We start from the raw sequence: 17,057 nt of genomic DNA, 5'->3' as shown, positions 1-17,057 counted from the left end.
CGGTAATAGCAGGTTACGAAGTCGAACACTCGATGCGGCATCCGTCCGATATAGTCCGGTCAACACAACAAACAACCCATCGGGGTGGGGCTTTACATGAACAAGGTATCGAAGGCTTCCGTGCTGGCTGGCGCCGTGATGTTCGGCGGTCTGATGGTGTCCGGCGCGGCCAATGCGGGTGTGTCCGTGGGCGTGAACATCGGGGTGCCCGCGCCCGTGTACGTCGCGCCCGAGCCGGTCTATGCGCCGCCTCCGCCGCCCGTCGTGTACGCGCCGCCTCCGGCGCCGGTCTACGTGCAGCCGGCCATCGTGGTCGGCTGGCATGGCGATCGTTACTGGGATGGCCGTCGCTACTGGGATCGCGACGATTACTATCGCCACTACGATCATGGCCGCGGCCACGATCAAGACGGCCATGACCACGGCCGTCACAACGGCTGGCGTTGATCGTCCCGCGCCGCCCGGCGTCCGTCGCCGAAAGCCACTCGTTCGTCACGGGTGGCTTTTTTGTTGCCGCTTGAACGTGGAAGGGCGAATTCCCAGTAAAACAACAACGCCGCGAATTCTCACCCGCGCGATGTAACAAAAGGTAAGGTTTCTCCAGACGTAAAGCGCGAGCAGGCAATAACTTACAAAGCTGAAATATTGCGTCGAAAGGTTTTCGTTATATTTGAGCGCAAGCGAACAAGTACAAAGCGAGGTCCGGTTGCATATGAAAAAGAAGTTCTCGGGACGAATCGTGGCCGGTGTGCTGACCATGGCGGCGCTGAGCGTGACGGGCATCGCGCGCGCGGCGGACGTTCATGTCGGCGTGAATATCGGCATTCCGGCGCCGGTCTACGTCGCGCCGACGCCGGTCTATGCACCGCCTCCGCCGCCCGTCGTCTATCAGCCCGCGCCGATGTACGCGCCGCCGGTCGTCATCGGCTGGCATGGCAGCCGGTACTGGGACGGCCGACGCTATTGGAGCCGCAACGACTACTATCGTCATTACGGGCACGGCCGTCCGCCGCCTCCGCCGCGCCCGCATGGTCCGCCGCCGGGGCACGGTTACGGACATGGCAACGGGCACGGCAACGGACATGGCGGCCCGCACGGCTATCGTTGAGCGCAGGGCGCGGTCATCGCGGCAAATAAAAAGCGCCGCTCACCTGAAGTGAGCGGCGCTTCATTTTGAAGCTGCGAACGGGCGCTTATTCCGCGTCGCCGCCCATTCCGCCGACGACCGCATGGAATCCGGCATCGACGTGGACGACTTCCGCGCTCATGCCGCTCGACAGATCCGACAGCAGGAACGCGGCCACATTGCCCACTTGCTCGATCGTCACATTGCGCTTGAGCGGCGCATTCTGTTCGACGAAGTTCAGAATCTTGCCGAAGCTCTTGATGCCGCTCGCCGCGAGCGTCTTGATCGGGCCGGCCGAGATGGCGTTGACGCGCACGCCCTTGGCGCCGAGCGACTGCGACGCCGCCATGTAACGCACGCTCGCCTCGAGCGATGCCTTCGCGAGGCCCATCGTGTTGTAGTTCGGCAGCGCGCGCTCGGCGCCGAGATACGACAGCGTGAGCAGCGACGAGCCGTCTTTCAGCATCGGCAGCGCGGCTTTCGCGAGCGCGGGGAAGCTGTAGGCGGAGATGTCGTGCGCAACGCGGAAGTTCTCGCGCGTCATGCCGTCGAGGAAATCGCCCGCGATTGCCTCGCGCGGCGCGAAGCCGATGGAGTGCACGAGGCCGTCGAGCGAGTCCCAGCGTTCTTTCAGCGACGCGAACAGCGCATCGATTTGCGCGTCGTCGGCGACGTCGCACGGATAGACCATGTCGCTGCCGAACTCGGTCGCGAACTCGGTGATGCGCTCCTTGAAGCGCTCGCCGACATACGTGAACGCCAGTTCCGCGCCTTCGCGCTTGCAGGCCGCGGCGATGCCGTAAGCGATCGAGCGGTTGGACAGCAGGCCCGTCAGCAGAATTCGTTTTCCAGCGAGAAAGCCCATGAATGCTCCTTCTTTGATGTCAGTGTCGCGGCGCGCACCGGTTGTCCGATGCCGCGCGGGGTCGTGCGTGGCGCGATCGGCCAGTCGACAACCCTTGGGTCGCAGGCCGAGCGGTGCGTGATTTTGGGTAGAATTCTCTCACATCGCAATGCCTCGCCTTAAGATTCCCGCGGCTCGCGCTTCGGGTTTCCGGCCGGGTCACTCCATCGCGTCACACACTCAAATCGCGCCCAGAGGCACATGACGATCCGTTTATGCAGCGCCTCACGCTTGGTCCTGACCTGGTCGCTGGCCGCATCGGCGGCATGGCTCGCGAGTCCGGCTTACGCGGTGCATGCCATCGCGCAATACGGCGAGCCGAAATACCCGGCCGGTTTCAAGCACTTCGATTACGTGAATCCCGACGCGCCGCGCGACGGCACGCTCGTCCTCGCGAACCCGAACCGGCTGACGAGCTTCGACAAGTTCAATCCGTTCACGTTGCGCGGCAATCCCGCGCCCGGTCTTTCGCTGATGTTCGAGAGTCTGACGACAGGCAGTTCCGACGAAGTATCGACCGCTTACGGCCTGCTCGCCGATGACATTTCCGTCGCGCCCGATGGCATGTCGACCACCTTCCACATCAATCCGAAAGCGCGCTTTTCCAACGGCGATCCGGTCACGGCGGAAGACGTGAAGTTCTCGTTCGAGACGCTCAAGAGTCCGCTTGCCGCGCCGCAGTTCTCCGTGTACTTCGGGCAGATCGCGCGCGCGGTGATCGTCGATCCGCAGACGATCCGCTTCGAGTTCAAGATCGCGACGCGCGAGATGCCGCTGCTCGCGGGCGGCATTCCGGTGTTTTCGCGCAAGTGGGGCATGAAGCCGGACGGCACGCGCATTCCGTTCGACAAGATCGCGTTCCAGAAGCCCATCGGCAGCGGGCCGTATCTGATCGATCGTTACGACAACGGCCGCACGATCTCGTACCGGCGCAATCCGGATTACTGGGGCACGGCGCTGCCGGTGCGTGTCGGCACGTTCAATTTCGCGCACATCGACTACAAGCTTTACGGCGATCCGACCGCGCGCCTCGAAGCGTTCAAGGCGGGCGAGTACGACGTGCTGGTCGAGTACGTCGCGCGCAGTTGGGTGCGGCGCGATATCGGCAAACGCTTCGACAGCGGCGAGCTCATCAAGCGCGAGTTCCCGCACCACAACGGCACCGGCATGCAGGGCTTCTTCATGAACACGCGCAAGCCGCTCTTCAAGGACGTGCGCGTGCGTCAGGCGCTCGATCTCGCGCTCGATTTCGAGTGGCTCAACCGGCAACTGTTCTTCAATCAGTACAGGCGCATCGACAGCTTTTTCGTCAACACGGATCTGCAGGCGAAGGGATTGCCGAGCGAAGGCGAACTCGCGATATTGAACCCGCTGAAGAAGCAGCTCGATCCTTCCGTGTTCGGCGACATGCCGCGTCAGCCGGACACCGATCCGCCCGGCTCGCTGCGCGCCAATCTCATCAAGGCGCGCGAATTGCTCGCTCGAGCCGGCTGGACGTATCGCGACGGCGCGCTGCGCAACGCGAAGGGCGAGCCGTTCGTCTTCGAGATTCTCGACGACACCGGCGGCGGCGCGTCGATGGAGCCGGTCGCGGCCGCGTTCGGGCGCAATCTGCAGAAGCTCGGCATCACGATGAACTTTCGCACCGTCGATTACGCGTTGATCCAGAAACGTCTCGATGCGTTCGACTTCGACGTGACGAGCGTGCGCATGCCCGACGTGCAGGTGCCGGGCACCGAGCAGGTTTCGCGCTTCGGCAGCAAGTCCGCGGACGAGCAGGGCTCCGACAATCTCGCAGGCGTGAAGTCGCCGGCCGTCGATGCGATCCTGCAGAAAGTGATCTCCGCGCAGACGCGCGAGCAACTGGTGGACGCGACGCACGCGCTCGATCGCGTGCTGATGAACGGCTACTATGTGGTGCCGCACTGGTACTCGGCGACGCATCGCGTGGCGTATCGGAATACGCTGGCGTACCCGTCGACGCTGCCGCTGTATTACGGCGCGGAAGAGTGGGTCATATCGACGTGGTGGGCCAAATCCGGGCCCGCCGCGCACGCGGCGAAGTAACGAGGACGCGCCATGTGGAGCTACATCCTTAAACGCATTCTCTTGATGATCCCGACGCTCATCGGCGTGTTGACGCTCACGTTCGTCGTGATCCAGTTCGTGCCGGGCGGTCCGGTCGAACAGGCGGTGCACGACTTGCGGCGCGGACAGTCCGAAGGCGGCGGCGGCTTCGGGCTGCGCACGCATACGGGCGTCGATGCGCAGCAGGTCGAGCAACTGAAGAAGCTCTACGGCTTCGACAAACCGCCGCTGCAACGCTACTTTCTGATGCTCGGCAAGTTCGCGCGCTTCGATCTCGGCGAGAGTTATTTCAGGCATCAGAGCGTGTGGTCGCTGATCGTGTCGAAGCTGCCGGTGTCGATCAGCATCGGCTTGTGGACCTTCTTCATCACGTATCTGATATCGGTGCCGCTCGGCATCGCCAAAGCCGTGAAGAACGGCTCGAAGTTCGATGTCGCGACGAGTCTCATCGTGCTCGTCGGCTTTGCGATTCCGGGCTTCGTGCTCGGCGTGCTGCTGCTCGTGCTGTTCGGCGGCGGCACGTTCTTGCAACTGTTTCCGCTGCGCAATCTCACGTCCGACAACTGGGCGACGCTCTCGCTCGGCGGCAAGATTCTCGATTATCTGTGGCACATCACGTTGCCGGTCGTGGCGTCGGTGGTGGGCAGCTTCGCCGTCGTCACGATGCTCACGAAGAACGCGTTCCTCGACGAAATCCGCAAGCAATATGTGCTGACCGCGCGCGCCAAAGGCTTGAGTGAGCGGCGCGTGCTGTGGAAGCACGTATTCCGCAACGCGCTCTTGCCGCTGATCGTCGGTTTTCCGGCGGCGTTCATCGGCGCGTTCTTTACGGGCAGCCTGCTGATCGAGACGCTCTTTTCGCTCGACGGCCTCGGACTGCTCTCGTACGAATCCGTCGTGCGGCGCGACTATCCGGTCGTGCTCGGCACGCTTTATCTCTTCACGCTGATCGGCCTCGCGACGAAGCTCATCTCGGACCTCTGTTACGTCTGGGTCGATCCACGCATTCAATTCGAACAACTGGAGCGCTGATTTGAATCGAGCCGCTTCACCGGAATCGTCACGGCGCGGTGCCAACGGCAGCGATGCGCAACCGCTGCGCGGCGCGGCATCGGTGCCGCCAGGACGGCGCGTATGGCTGCGCTTCAAGCGAAACAGGCTCGGATACTGGAGCCTGATCGTGTTCATCGCGGCGTTCGTCATCAGTCTCGCGGGGCCGCTGTGGTCGAACGACAAGCCGCTCGTCGTGCGCTATCAGGGCCACATTTACTTTCCGCTCGTGAAGACGTATGCGGAGACGACCTTCGGCGGCGACTTTCCGACGCCCGCCGATTATCTCGATCCGTTCGTGCGCGATCGCTTCAGCGCGCCCGGCAACTTCGCGATCTATCCGCCGAATCACTACTACTACGACACGCTCAACTATTTTTCGAAGGGCTCGAACCCGGCGCCGCCGTCGCGCGAGAACTGGCTCGGCACCGACGATCGCGGCCGCGACGTGTTCGCGCGCCTCGTCTACGGCTTTCGCGTGTCGGTGCTGTTCGCGCTCGTGCTGACGGCGATCGGCACCGTGCTCGGTGTCGTCGCGGGCGCGGTGCAGGGCTACTTCGGCGGCAGGATCGATATCACCGGGCAACGCCTGATCGAAATCTGGAGCGCGTTGCCGGAGCTTTATCTGCTGATCATCTTCGCGTCGATATTCGAGCCGAGTCTCATTCTTTTGATCATCCTGCTGTCGCTGTTCGGATGGATCGGCCTGTCGGATTACGTGCGCGCGGAGTTTCTGCGCAACCGCACGCAGGACTATGTCCGCGCCGCGCGCGCGATGGGTTTGTCGAACTGGCAGATCATCTGGCGGCACGTCTTGCCCAATAGCCTGACGCCCGTCATTACGTTCCTGCCGTTTCGCATGAGCGGAGCGATTCTCGCGCTCACGAGCCTCGATTTTCTCGGCCTCGGCGTGCCGTCGCCGACGCCGTCGCTCGGCGAGTTGCTCGCGCAGGGCAAGGCCAATCTCGACGCGTGGTGGATTTCGCTGTCGACGTTCGGCGTGCTCGTCGCGACGCTGCTCCTGCTGACCTTCATGGGCGACGCCTTGCGCAACGCGCTCGATACGCGTATTTCCGATGCCGTGAAAGCCGGAGGCGGGCAGTGACGGAGCCGCTACTTTCGATCGAAGACTTGCGCGTGCGCTTCGGCGACACGCTCGCGGTCGATGGCGTCAATCTCGACATTCGCGCGGGCGAGCGTGTGGCGCTCGTCGGCGAATCGGGCTCGGGCAAGAGCGTGACGGCGCTGTCGGTGTTGCGCCTCGGGCACGAGGCCGAAGTGAGCGGATCGATCCGCTTCAACGGCGAGGAATTGCTGTCGAAAAGCGAACGCGCGATCCGAGGTCTGCGCGGTTCCGACATCGCGATGATCTTTCAGGAGCCGATGACCGCGCTCAATCCGCTCTACACGGTCGGGGACCAGATCGGCGAGACGATCCGCCTGCACGACGGCACGAGCCCGCGCGAGGCGAGAAAACGCGCGATTGCGCTGCTCGCGCGTACGGGGATCACCGAGCCGGAAAGGCGCGTGGACAGTTATCCGCATCAGCTTTCGGGCGGACAGCGTCAGCGCGTGATGATCGCGATGGCGCTCGCCTGCCGGCCGCGGCTTCTGCTCGCCGACGAGCCGACCACCGCGCTCGATGTGACGATCCGCGCGCAGATCGTCGAGTTGCTGCTCGAACTTCAGCGCGATGAAGCCGAAAAGCGCGGCATGGCGGTGCTGCTCATCACGCACGACCTGAATCTCGTGCGGCGCTTCGCCGAGCGCGTCGCGGTGATGGAGAAGGGCGTGCTCGTCGAAAGCGGCACGGTGGAGGCCATTTTCGCGTCGCCGCAGCATCCGTACACGAAGCGGCTCATCGAGAGCAAGCCGAAGCGCAGCGTGCTGCCGGTGCTGCCCATCGCCCCGGTGCTGCTCGATGCGAAGGATGTGTCCGTCGATTACCCGACGCGTCTGCCGGGTTTCGCGGGCTGGTTCCGGCGCGGCCGCTTCAAGGCCGTCGACGACGTCACGCTGACGGTGCGCCAGGGCGAGACGCTCGGCATCGTCGGCGAATCGGGTTCGGGGAAATCGACGCTCGCGATGGCGCTACTCGGCCTGCAGCGCATCTCGAACGGCGCGGTGGAGTTCCAGGGGCGCGCAATCGGCGATTTTCGCGGACGCGAAAAAACCGTGCTGCGCTCGAACCTGCAAGTGGTGTTTCAGGACCCGTTCAGCTCGCTCTCGCCGCGGCAGACGGTGGAGCGCATCGTCGGAGAAGGGCTCGCGCTGCATCGACCGGAACTCGATGCCGCCGCTCGACGGGCGAAAGTGATCGCCGTGCTGCGCGAAGTCGGCATGGAGCGCGCGGCGCTCGATCGCTATCCGCACGAATTCTCCGGCGGACAGCGCCAGCGCATTGCGATCGCGCGCGCGCTCGTGCTCGAACCGAGCATCCTGATCCTCGACGAGCCGACCAGCGCGCTCGATGTTTCCATTCAAACTCAAGTGCTTGCGCTTCTGGCCGATATTCAGAAGAAGCACAATCTTGGTTACGTTTTCATTAGCCATGACCTGCAGGTGATCGGCGCGATGGCTCATCGCGTCGCGGTCATGCGGAATGGTTTTGTCGTGGAGTCGGGGGAAGTAGAGAAGATTTTTGCGAACCCTTCTGACGAATACACAAGAAAGCTTCTGAAAGCATCGCTAGTTTCCTAAAAATCTTTCTTTTTCGCCAATTGGGTGCGCGTCTCAATTGTATTTTTCTATTTCTTTTGACAGTTAAATACTTTATGGCTAGTATCCCTCCAAACTTTCACGTATCTCCCTGATTTAGCAGCTTTTAATTGTAAAACCTACCGACCGATGCAGCCACTAACGATGACTCAGACATGTGCGCGCGCCGCCGCGAGCATGTTAATCGGCCTTCTGATGACAACAACTTCCGGCGCGTTCGCCGACGAAGTCAGCAGTAGCAGCCAAAATGCCAACAACGGCATTTTCTCTAGCAAATCCAGCGATGCAGCAAGCGCAGACGCCGCCAGCAATCCGGGCGGCGCGAAGTCGTTTCTGTCGGGCGTGGCGAGCAAGGCGGGCGACGTCGTCGTCGGCGCGCTCAACATGATCGGCGTGCGTTATCGCTGGGGCGGCAACACGCCGGATTCCGGTCTCGATTGCAGCGGCTTTGTCCGCTACGTTTTCCAGGACACGCTCGGCATGACCTTGCCGCGCCGCGCCGAGGAAATGAGCCGGGTCGGCGAGAAAGTGACCGTCTCCGATCTGAAGCCGGGCGACCTCGTGTTCTTCAATACGATGCGCCGCTCGTTCTCGCACGTCGGCATCTATATCGGCGACAACAAGTTCGTGCATTCGCCGTCGACCGGCAGCACGATCCGTGTCGACGACATGGAAGACGGCTATTGGGAAAAGCGTTTTCAGGGCGCGCGTCGCATCGAGAACGCGCAAGTCGGCGACGGCGCGGAACTGCGCCAGCGCGTGAGCGCGTCGATCGGCGGTTACTGATCGTCTGTCGGCATCGAAAAAAGCCTGCCTCCTTTGCGGACGCAGGCTTTTTTGTTTTGCGTTCGGGCGCGAGGCAGCGTCAATCGGCGCAATCGGAAAGCCTCATTGCACACGTCATCAAAAGTCGTTATAGTTTTTGAATGAACTTTTTCACGTTCCCCTTCTCGTTGTTTCCGGCTAGTGCGTCGCTACGCGCACTATCGCTGCTAGCGCGCCTACCGCGCTGATCCTTCACGCCTCCCGTCTGCTCGTCCATTCAGGTTTTCGACGCCAGCGGTGGCGCGAACACCCGAATTCCCTTTTGAGTTTCGTCTCGATATCTCCAACAATCGATAAATCTCCCCACAGGAGCCCAACATGGCAGCAGACAAGTTGATCATCTTCGACACGACCTTGCGCGATGGCGAGCAGTCCCCCGGCGCGTCGATGACGAAGGAAGAGAAGATCCGCATCGCGAAGCAACTGGAACGCATGAAGGTCGACGTGATCGAGGCCGGCTTCGCGGCCAGCTCGAACGGCGACTTCGACGCGATCCACACCATCGCGGGGCTCGTGAAGGACAGCACGGTCTGCTCGCTCGCCCGCGCGAACGACAAGGACATCCAGCGCGCCGCCGATGCGCTCAAGCCCGCCGGCCAGTTCCGTATCCACACGTTCATCGCGACGTCGGCGCTGCACATGGAGAAGAAGCTGCGCATGACGCCGGAGCAGGTCTACGACCAGGCGCGCCTCGCGGTGCGTTTCGCGCGTAAGTTCACGGATGATGTCGAATTCTCGCCGGAAGACGGCAGCCGCTCGGATATCGATTATCTCTGCCGCGTGCTCGAAGCCGTGATCGACGAAGGCGCGCGCACCATCAATATCGCGGATACGGTCGGCTACGGCGTGCCGGAGCTCTACGGCAATCTCGTCAAGACGCTGCGCGAGCGCGTGCCGAACTCCGACAAGGCGATCTGGTCGGTGCATTGCCACGACGACCTCGGCATGGCGGTCGCGAATTCGCTCGCGGGCGTGCAGATCGGCGGCGCGCGTCAGGTCGAATGCACGATCAACGGTCTGGGCGAGCGCGCGGGCAATACGTCGCTCGAAGAAATCGTGATGTCGGTGAAGACGCGCAAGGATTACTTCGGCCTCGATCTGGGCATCGACACGACGCAGATCGTGCCGACCTCGAAGCTCGTCTCGCAGATCACCGGTTTCGTCGTGCAGCCGAACAAGGCGGTCGTCGGGGCGAATGCGTTCGCGCACGCTTCGGGCATCCATCAGGACGGCGTGCTGAAGGCGCGCGACACCTACGAAATCATGCGCGCGGAAGACGTGGGCTGGAGCGCGAACAAGATCGTGCTCGGCAAGCTGTCGGGCCGAAATGCGTTCAAGCAGCGTCTGGAAGAACTGGGCGTGACGCTCGAATCCGAAGCCGATGTGAACGCGGCATTCGCGCGCTTCAAGGATCTCGCTGACCGCAAGGCCGAAATCTTCGACGAAGACATCATGCAGATCGTCTCCGAGGAATCCGCCGAGGCGCAGGCGAAAGAGCACTTCCGCTTCGTGTCGATGAAGCAGCATTCGGAAACCGGCGAGCAGCCGCAAGCGAAGGTCGTGTTCGCGGTGGAAGGCACCGAAGTCACGGGCGAAGCGCGCGGCAACGGTCCGGTCGATGCGACGCTGCACGCGATCGAATCGAAGGTCGAGAGCGGCGCGGAGCTCGTGCTGTATTCGGTCAACGCGATCACGACCGGCACGCAGGCGCAGGGCGAAGTCACCGTGCGTCTGTCGAAGAGCGGTCGCATCGTGAACGGCGTGGGCACGGATCCGGACATCGTCGCGGCGTCGGCGAAGGCGTACATCGCCGCGTTGAACAAGCTGCATTCGAAGGTCGAAAAGCTCAATCCGCAGCTTTGATTCGATCGGTCGAAACGCAAAAAAGCCCTCTTCGCGAGGTAATACCGTTCAGTTAGCGCTGAACGGCATTTTTGTTTGTGGAGCGAGAAGTGGTTGTAAACGGAGCGCCGGACTGTTAACTTCTCGGTGCGATGCTTGCCAACCACCTCACGTACCTGATCGAAGCACAGGAGCCGGCCGATCTGCGACGGTTGGCCGAGCATCTGCCCTTCGAGTGGATCGAACGCGCAGTCCAGGCGACCGGCACGGCGAGCATCCGGCGCCGTCGCCTTCCGGCCGAGCAGGTGGTGTGGCTGGTCATTGCGCTGGCGATGTACCGTCACTGGTCGATCAGCGAGGTCCTTGACAGCCTCGATCTGGCCTTGCCCAACGAGGCCGCCCCGTTTGTCAGCAAGAGCGCTGCGGCGCAGGCGCGCCAACGCGTTGGCGAAGCGCCGATGGCGTGGCTGTTTGAACAGACCGCGCGAGCGTGGACGACTCAGGACGCGGCCCACCATGCGTTCAAGGGCTTAAGTCTGTGGGCAATGGATGGCACCACACTGCGCACCCCGGACAGCGCGGCCAACCGCGAGCACTTTGGCGCGCAGGGCTATGCCAGCGGCAAGGTGGCGAGTTATCCGCAGGTGCGCGCCGTGACGCTCACCGCCATTCCGACGCACCTGATCGCCGATATCAATTCGGTCGCTACGACACCAACGAAATGGTGTACGCCAAAAGCCTGCTGGCGCAGATCCCGGAAGACTCACTGACGGTGTTCGACAAAGGCTTTCTGGCCGCGGAAATCCTGTGTGGCCTGACGATGAACGCGCGCAATCGCCACTTCCTGATTCCAGCCAAAGCCAACACCTGCTGGGAAGTCGTCTCGGGTAGCGCTGACGATGCGATGGTGCGCATGCGTGTGTCGCCGCAGGCGCGCCAGAAATGTCCGGCTTTGCCCGAATTCTGGAGCGCGCGGGCGATCCGTGCCATCGACGCGCGCGGACGCGAACGCGTGCTGCTGACTTCGCTGATCGATCGCCGACGCTTCAAACCCGCTGATATCGTCGCCTGTTATGAGCGCCGCTGGCAAATCGAAACCAGTTACGCCGAGCTCAAACAATCGATGCTGGGTTCGGAATTGACCTTGCGCAGCCGCACCGTCGCAGGGGTCTATCAGGAGATATGGGGCGCGTTGATCGCCTACAACCTGATTCGACGTGAGATCGCGAGCGCCGCGCGAGAAGCGAAACTTGCTCCGACTGATATCAGCTTCGTGCGAGCGCTTCACACGATCCAGCACGAGATGATGTGGGCGGCCCTCACGCCGGCGTTTGCAAAATTACCCGCCTGCCTTCAGCGTCTGCGCGAAAGGCTCAAGTCTATGCGCAACGAAAAACGACCCGGACGCACATGCGACCGGGTCGTCAAATCCCGCCCTAAACGGTACACCGTTCGCTATCTAGGAAAAGACCTTAACTGAACGGCATTACTCTTCGCGAGGGCTTTTTACATGGCGTCGATGCGCTCAGAACAGATTGCGCCGATCCGGATCGTGCAACGGATCGGGCGTTTTCTGCGTCATGCGCAAGATGCCCTGCTCGTCGAAATAGAAGTTGTACATCAGATACCAGATGTTCGCCTCCATGTAGCGATAGGTCCAGACTTCGCGCTTCATCAGCGGAAAGTACGACGTCTCCACGGGCCGCCCGAAGTTCACGAGCACGTCCTGCCTCGTCCAGGTGCCGATCTGCGCCTTGTAGAACTCGTTTTCGTCGAGCACTTGCCGAACATTGACGATCTTGCCGGAAGCGTCGATATCGGCGGCGGTGGTGAATTCGCCGAGCGGTTGCGTCGGCCACATCAGCCGCTTGCCGCCATTGGGCAGATCGTAGATTTCGCGCGGCGGGCCGAGGCGGGCGGTGATCGTCGAGGCATCCGCGCCAGCCTGATAGTTCTGCCACGGCTGCGCGCAGGCGGACAAAAGGAGCGCGACCCCGGCGCATGTCAGCGATGCGCGCATGCGGTTGAGTATATGCAGCATTGAAGCCTCCACGTGCTTGCTCCTCGCGGCGGCGAGCAGCGTTTGTTCGATGTTTCCCGTGATTTTGACATGCGCGCGCGGCAAAGCATTCTCCGATACGTCGCGGCATTCAAGCCGATGTGTCGGCAATCGCGACTTGCGCGGGGCGCGCGCTGCAGCCTATGATCCGCGCTTTCGGCGGATCGGCGGAAACTCATGAAGAACGGAACCAGCGCGCGCGCGATGCAATGGCTGCGCATCGCGGCATCGGCGTGTCTTGCCTTATCCATGACGGCGCGGGCGGCCGAATTGCCACCCATCAAGCTCGCGCTGATCGAAGGCATGTCCGGCCCGTTCGCGAACGCCGGCGCAATGGTCGAGCGCAATCTGCGTTTCGGCGTCGAGCGCGTGAACGCGCAAGGCGGCGTGAAGCTCGCGGACGGCGCGCATCCGCTGCAACTCGTCGTGCTCGATGGCAAGGGCAGCAGCGAGGCGAGTCTCGTGCAGCTGCGTGCGGCGATCGACGAGAAGATCGGCTTCGTCATGCAGGGCAACAGTTCGGCGGTGGCGGCGGCGCTCGTAGCGGCTGTCGACCGCCAAAACGCTCGCGAGCCGGATCGCCGCGTGCTGTTCCTCAATTATTCCGCCGACGATCCCGCGCTCACCAACGACGCGTGCAGTTTCTGGCATTTCCGCTTCGACGCGCACGCCGGCATGCGGATGGATGCCCTCGCCGATGCGCTGAAAGACGATCGCGCGGTGAAGAAGGTCTATCTGCTCAATCAGGATTACAGCTTCGGCCACGACGTGAGCCGCGAGGCACAGCGCGCGCTCAGGGAGCGGCGCCCGGACATCGCGATCGCGGGCGACGAATTTCATCCGATCGGGCGCGTGAAGGATTTCGCGCCTTACATCGCGAAAATCCGCGCGAGTGGAGCGGACGCGGTGATCACCGGAAACTGGGGCAACGATCTGACGCTTCTCGTCAAAGCCGCGCGCGAGCAGGGGCTCGACACGAAGTTCTACACGTTCTACGGCAACAGTCTGGGCGCTCCGGCCGCGCTCGGCGATGCCGGCGTGAAGCGCGTGATCGCCGTGGCGGACTGGCATCCGAATGCGGGCAGCGCTGCGTCGGACGCGTACTATCGCGCGTTCAGAGCCCGCTATCCTGCCGCCGCGGACGATTACCTTGTCGCGCGTATGCCGCTGATGGTAGAAATGCTCGCCGCCGCGATGACGCGCGCAAAAAGCGCGGACCCGCTCGCGGTGGCGCGCACGCTCGAAGGCATGAAGTTCGACGGCGAAGGCTTCCACCCGATGACCGTGCGTGCCGAAGATCATCAGGTGATCCAGCCCCTTTACGTCATGGAAATGGACAAGGCGGGGACGAAAGGTGTCCCGCTCGATAACGAAGGCTCGGGCTACGGCTTCCGCACGCTTCAGAGCGTCCCCGCCGACAAGACCGCGCAACCGACGACGTGCCGTATGTCGCGCCCGCCGCGCTAAGGCGCCGATTCGCCCCGCGCAGAAGTGCTTCGGCGAGACATTGCACTGTGCTATACTCTGCGCTTCGTTTTTGGCGCATTGCCGGAAACGATTCACTTTTTGTAAATCCACGGCACGGCCTTTCTTCCGTGACCGCCTGTCTGTATCAAAGGAAAAGCAAATGTCCGTAGCAGAAATCAAGAAATCCGACATCGTCGCTGAATACGCACGCGGCGCAAACGACACCGGTTCTCCCGAAGTGCAAGTCGCACTGCTGACGAGCCGCATCAACGAACTCACCGTCCACTTCAAGTCGCACTCGAAGGATCACCACAGCCGCCGCGGTCTGCTGCGCATGGTGAGCCGTCGTCGTAAGCTGCTCGACTACCTGAAGGGCAAGGACGCGGATCGTTATCGCTCGCTGATCGAAAAGCTGGGTCTGCGCAAGTAATTGGCGCCAAGCGTGGCTTTGCGGCCAACGTCCTAATGAAGTGCCTGTGTCAGTCCGCTGATACAGGCACTTTGTTTTTGTGCGTTTCGGTCGCGAAGTGGTGCCCGATCGTGTTTTCGGCAATCGGCGCCCGGAGTTGCCACGCAGTCGGAAGTTTCGGCAGTTCATAAGCTTTGTCCCGGATGAGTCCATCCGGTCCGACACTCGGTCCAGCCTCGCAGCGGAGCTTTGTGTCATTCCAGCGCGACGACGTTCATCGAAACGCATCGCGCTGGAATGGCATAACACACCTCTCAAGCGTGGCTCCGGACCTTCCCGCACGCGCCAGTCGACCGGCGCGGCGCAAACGTAGAAGGAGTCGAAATGTTCAATAAGATCGTCAAAGAGTTCAAGTGGGGACAGCACAACGTCCGCCTCGAAACGGGTGAAATCGCCCGTCAGGCGAGCGGCGCGGTGATCGTCGATGTCGAAGATACCGTCGTGCTCGCAACCGTCGTCGGCGCGAAGACCGCCAAGCCGGGCCAGGACTTCTTCCCGCTGACCGTCGACTACCTCGAAAAGACCTATGCCGCCGGCAAGATCCCGGGCGGCTTCTTCCGCCGCGAAGGCCGTCCGTCGGAAGGCGAAACGCTGATTTCGCGTCTGATCGACCGCCCGCTGCGTCCGCTGTTCCCGGAAGGCTTCTATAACGAAGTTCAGGTCGTGATCCACGTCCTGTCGCTGAACCCGGATGTTCCGGCCGACATTCCGGCGCTGATCGGCGCGTCCGCCGCGCTCGCCGTGTCGGGACTGCCGTTCAACGGTCCGGTCGGCGCGGCACGTGTCGCGTACATCAACAACGAGTACGTGCTGAACCCGACGCGCCCGCAGATGAAGGAATCGGCGCTCGATCTGGTCGTCGCGGGCACGGAGCGCGCGGTGCTGATGGTCGAATCGGAAGCGCAGCAGCTCTCCGAAGAAGTGATGCTCGGCGCGGTCGTTTTCGGCCACGAGCAGATGCAGACCGCCATCGACGCGATCCATGAACTCGTGCGCGAAGGCGGCAAGCCCGAGTGGGACTGGCAGCCGGCGCCGAAGAACGAAGCGCTCATCGCGCGCGTCACGGAAATCGCCAAGCCGGAACTCGAAGCGGCTTATCAGTTGCGCAACAAGCAGGCGCGCTCGGCCAAGCTGAAGGAAGTCTACGCGGCGACGTCGGCGAAGCTGGCGGAAGAAGCCGCGACGGGCGGCACGGTCGCGGCCGATGCGGCGACGGTCGGCAACGTCCTGTTCGATATCGAAGCGAAGATCGTCCGCACGCAGATCCTGAACGGCGAGCCGCGCATCGACGGCCGCGACACGCGCACCGTCCGTCCGATCGAAATTCGTACGGGCGTATTGCCGCGCACGCACGGCTCGGCGCTCTTCACGCGCGGCGAAACGCAGGCGCTCGTCGTCGCGACGCTCGGCACGAAGGGCGATGAGCAAAGCATCGACGCACTCGAAGGCGAATACCGCGAGCGCTTCATGCTTCACTACAACATGCCGCCGTTCGCGACGGGCGAAACCGGCCGCGTCGGTTCGCCGAAGCGCCGCGAAATCGGCCACGGCCGTCTGGCGAAGCGCGCGCTGGTCGCGTGCCTGCCGAGCGCCGACGAGTTCGGCTATTCGATTCGCGTCGTGTCGGAAATCACTGAATCGAACGGTTCGTCGTCGATGGCTTCCGTCTGCGGCGGCTGCCTCGCGCTGATGGACGCCGGCGTGCCGATGAAGGCGCACGTCGCGGGCATCGCGATGGGCCTGATCCTCGAAGGCAACAAGTTCGCGGTTCTGACCGACATCCTCGGCGACGAAGATCACCTCGGCGACATGGACTTCAAGGTGGCCGGCACGTCGCAGGGCGTCACGGCGCTGCAGATGGACATCAAGATCCAGGGCATCACGAAGGAAATCATGCAGGTCGCGCTGGCGCAGGCCAAGGAAGGCCGCATGCACATCCTCGGCAAGATGACCGCCGCCGTTCCGACGACGAACACGGAACTGTCGGACTACGCGCCGCGCATGATCACCATCAAGATCAATCCGGAGAAGATCCGCGACGTGATCGGCAAGGGCGGTTCGGTGATCCGCGCGCTGACGGAAGAAACCGGCACGACCATCGACATTTCGGACGACGGCGTCGTGACGATCGCGAGCACGAGCGCGGAAGGCATGGCCGACGCGAAGAAGCGCATCGAGAACATCACGGCGGAAGTGGAAGTCGGCCAGGTCTACGAAGGCCCGGTGCTCAAGCTGCTCGATTTCGGCGCGATCGTGAACATTCTGCCGGGCAAGGACGGTCTGCTGCACATCTCTGAGATCGTCAACGAGCGCGTGAAGGACATCAACGACTATCTGAAGGAAGGCCAGATCGTGAAGGTCAAGGTCATCCAGACGGACGAAAAGGGTCGTGTGCGTCTGTCGGCGAAGGCGCTTCTGAACGAAGGCGCGCAGCAGGCAGAACCGACGCACCCGCAGCAGTAATGCGGTAATGTGTAGACGGCCGGCCGCTTCAGCGAGCCGGCCGTTT

Annotated in this window: 13 protein-coding genes and 1 pseudogene; 12 read left to right on the top strand and 2 right to left on the bottom strand. The window is 62.6% G+C overall.

Features of this window, described 5'->3' with window-relative positions:
* Positions 1-96 precede the first annotated feature (96 nt).
* On the top strand, positions 97-447 hold the full coding sequence (locus tag NCT05_RS10420) for a hypothetical protein (RefSeq protein WP_250502226.1): 351 nt from the start codon (positions 97-99) through the stop codon (positions 445-447).
* A 265-nt stretch (positions 448-712) separates the two neighbouring features.
* Complete coding sequence (locus NCT05_RS10415) at positions 713-1,108, top strand: hypothetical protein (protein ID WP_175982687.1); 396 nt, start codon at positions 713-715, stop codon at positions 1,106-1,108.
* An 85-nt stretch (positions 1,109-1,193) separates the two neighbouring features.
* Here the strand turns inward: NCT05_RS10415 and fabI are convergent, their stop codons facing one another.
* The gene (fabI, locus tag NCT05_RS10410) at positions 1,194-1,991 is read right to left on the bottom strand and encodes an enoyl-ACP reductase FabI (protein ID WP_008341802.1); all 798 of its coding nucleotides are present in this window, start codon (positions 1,989-1,991) and stop codon (positions 1,194-1,196) included.
* Positions 1,992-2,231: 240 nt separating this feature from the next.
* Between fabI and NCT05_RS10405 the strand changes: the two genes are divergently transcribed.
* The 7 genes and pseudogenes from NCT05_RS10405 (at position 2,232) to NCT05_RS10375 (ending at position 12,033) form a co-directional block, all read left to right on the top strand.
* Positions 2,232-4,097, top strand: coding sequence for an extracellular solute-binding protein (locus NCT05_RS10405; protein WP_250502225.1), 1,866 nt, complete (start codon positions 2,232-2,234; stop codon positions 4,095-4,097).
* Positions 4,098-4,109: 12 nt separating this feature from the next.
* On the top strand, positions 4,110-5,150 hold the full coding sequence (locus NCT05_RS10400) for a microcin C ABC transporter permease YejB (protein WP_250502224.1): 1,041 nt from the start codon (positions 4,110-4,112) through the stop codon (positions 5,148-5,150).
* A 1-nt stretch (position 5,151) separates the two neighbouring features.
* Positions 5,152-6,273 carry an ABC transporter permease gene (locus tag NCT05_RS10395; protein WP_372492617.1) on the top strand — a complete coding sequence of 374 codons (1,122 nt, stop codon included), beginning with the start codon at positions 5,152-5,154 and terminating at the stop codon, positions 6,271-6,273.
* On the top strand, positions 6,270-7,868 hold the full coding sequence (locus NCT05_RS10390; protein ID WP_250502223.1) for an ABC transporter ATP-binding protein: 1,599 nt from the start codon (positions 6,270-6,272) through the stop codon (positions 7,866-7,868). The genes NCT05_RS10395 and NCT05_RS10390 overlap by 4 nt, the downstream gene beginning before the upstream one ends.
* Before the next feature lie 147 nt (positions 7,869-8,015).
* A complete protein-coding gene (locus tag NCT05_RS10385) occupies positions 8,016-8,672 on the top strand; it encodes a C40 family peptidase (RefSeq protein WP_008341795.1) in 657 nt (218 codons plus the stop codon).
* Positions 8,673-9,029: 357 nt separating this feature from the next.
* Entirely contained in the window at positions 9,030-10,574 is a 1,545-nt protein-coding gene (locus NCT05_RS10380; protein ID WP_008341793.1) for a 2-isopropylmalate synthase, read from the top strand.
* A gap of 131 nt (positions 10,575-10,705) precedes the next feature.
* Positions 10,706-12,033: pseudogene (locus NCT05_RS10375) on the top strand (IS4 family transposase).
* 45 nt (positions 12,034-12,078) lie between these two features.
* Here the strand turns inward: NCT05_RS10375 and NCT05_RS10370 are convergent.
* Positions 12,079-12,594, bottom strand: coding sequence for a hypothetical protein (locus NCT05_RS10370; protein ID WP_033535784.1), 516 nt, complete (start codon positions 12,592-12,594; stop codon positions 12,079-12,081).
* A gap of 195 nt (positions 12,595-12,789) precedes the next feature.
* Between NCT05_RS10370 and NCT05_RS10365 the strand changes: the two genes are divergently transcribed.
* The 3 genes from NCT05_RS10365 (at position 12,790) to pnp (ending at position 17,011) form a co-directional block, all read left to right on the top strand.
* Complete coding sequence (locus tag NCT05_RS10365; protein WP_250502222.1) at positions 12,790-14,079, top strand: branched-chain amino acid ABC transporter substrate-binding protein; 1,290 nt, start codon at positions 12,790-12,792, stop codon at positions 14,077-14,079.
* 160 nt (positions 14,080-14,239) lie between these two features.
* Positions 14,240-14,509 (top strand): 30S ribosomal protein S15, encoded by a 270-nt coding sequence (rpsO, locus tag NCT05_RS10360; RefSeq protein ID WP_008341789.1) that lies wholly within the window; start codon positions 14,240-14,242, stop codon positions 14,507-14,509.
* A gap of 363 nt (positions 14,510-14,872) precedes the next feature.
* Positions 14,873-17,011: a polyribonucleotide nucleotidyltransferase gene (gene pnp / locus NCT05_RS10355; RefSeq protein ID WP_008341788.1), complete on the top strand. Its 2,139-nt coding sequence runs from the start codon at positions 14,873-14,875 to the stop codon at positions 17,009-17,011.
* Positions 17,012-17,057 lie beyond the last annotated feature (46 nt).

Origin of the sequence: Caballeronia sp. AZ7_KS35, assembly GCF_023631045.1 — a bacterium.
GTDB classification, from domain to species: Bacteria; Pseudomonadota; Gammaproteobacteria; order Burkholderiales; family Burkholderiaceae; genus Caballeronia; species Caballeronia zhejiangensis.
This window is presented reverse-complemented; position numbering and strand designations above follow the sequence as displayed.

Excerpts from the sequence above, each read along its gene's own strand:
- NCT05_RS10415 (WP_175982687.1), top strand. The coding sequence starts at position 713 with ATGAAAAAGAAGTTCTCGGGACGAATCGTGGCCGGTGTGCTGACCATG.
- rpsO (WP_008341789.1), top strand. The coding sequence starts at position 14,240 with ATGTCCGTAGCAGAAATCAAGAAATCCGACATCGTCGCTGAATACGCA.
- NCT05_RS10385 (WP_008341795.1), top strand. The coding sequence starts at position 8,016 with ATGCAGCCACTAACGATGACTCAGACATGTGCGCGCGCCGCCGCGAGC.
- NCT05_RS10400 (WP_250502224.1), top strand. The coding sequence starts at position 4,110 with ATGTGGAGCTACATCCTTAAACGCATTCTCTTGATGATCCCGACGCTC.
- NCT05_RS10420 (WP_250502226.1), top strand. The coding sequence starts at position 97 with ATGAACAAGGTATCGAAGGCTTCCGTGCTGGCTGGCGCCGTGATGTTC.
- fabI (WP_008341802.1), bottom strand. The coding sequence starts at position 1,991 with ATGGGCTTTCTCGCTGGAAAACGAATTCTGCTGACGGGCCTGCTGTCC.
- NCT05_RS10405 (WP_250502225.1), top strand. The coding sequence starts at position 2,232 with ATGACGATCCGTTTATGCAGCGCCTCACGCTTGGTCCTGACCTGGTCG.
- NCT05_RS10370 (WP_033535784.1), bottom strand. The coding sequence starts at position 12,594 with ATGCTGCATATACTCAACCGCATGCGCGCATCGCTGACATGCGCCGGG.
- NCT05_RS10365 (WP_250502222.1), top strand. The coding sequence starts at position 12,790 with ATGAAGAACGGAACCAGCGCGCGCGCGATGCAATGGCTGCGCATCGCG.
- NCT05_RS10380 (WP_008341793.1), top strand. The coding sequence starts at position 9,030 with ATGGCAGCAGACAAGTTGATCATCTTCGACACGACCTTGCGCGATGGC.
- pnp (WP_008341788.1), top strand. The coding sequence starts at position 14,873 with ATGTTCAATAAGATCGTCAAAGAGTTCAAGTGGGGACAGCACAACGTC.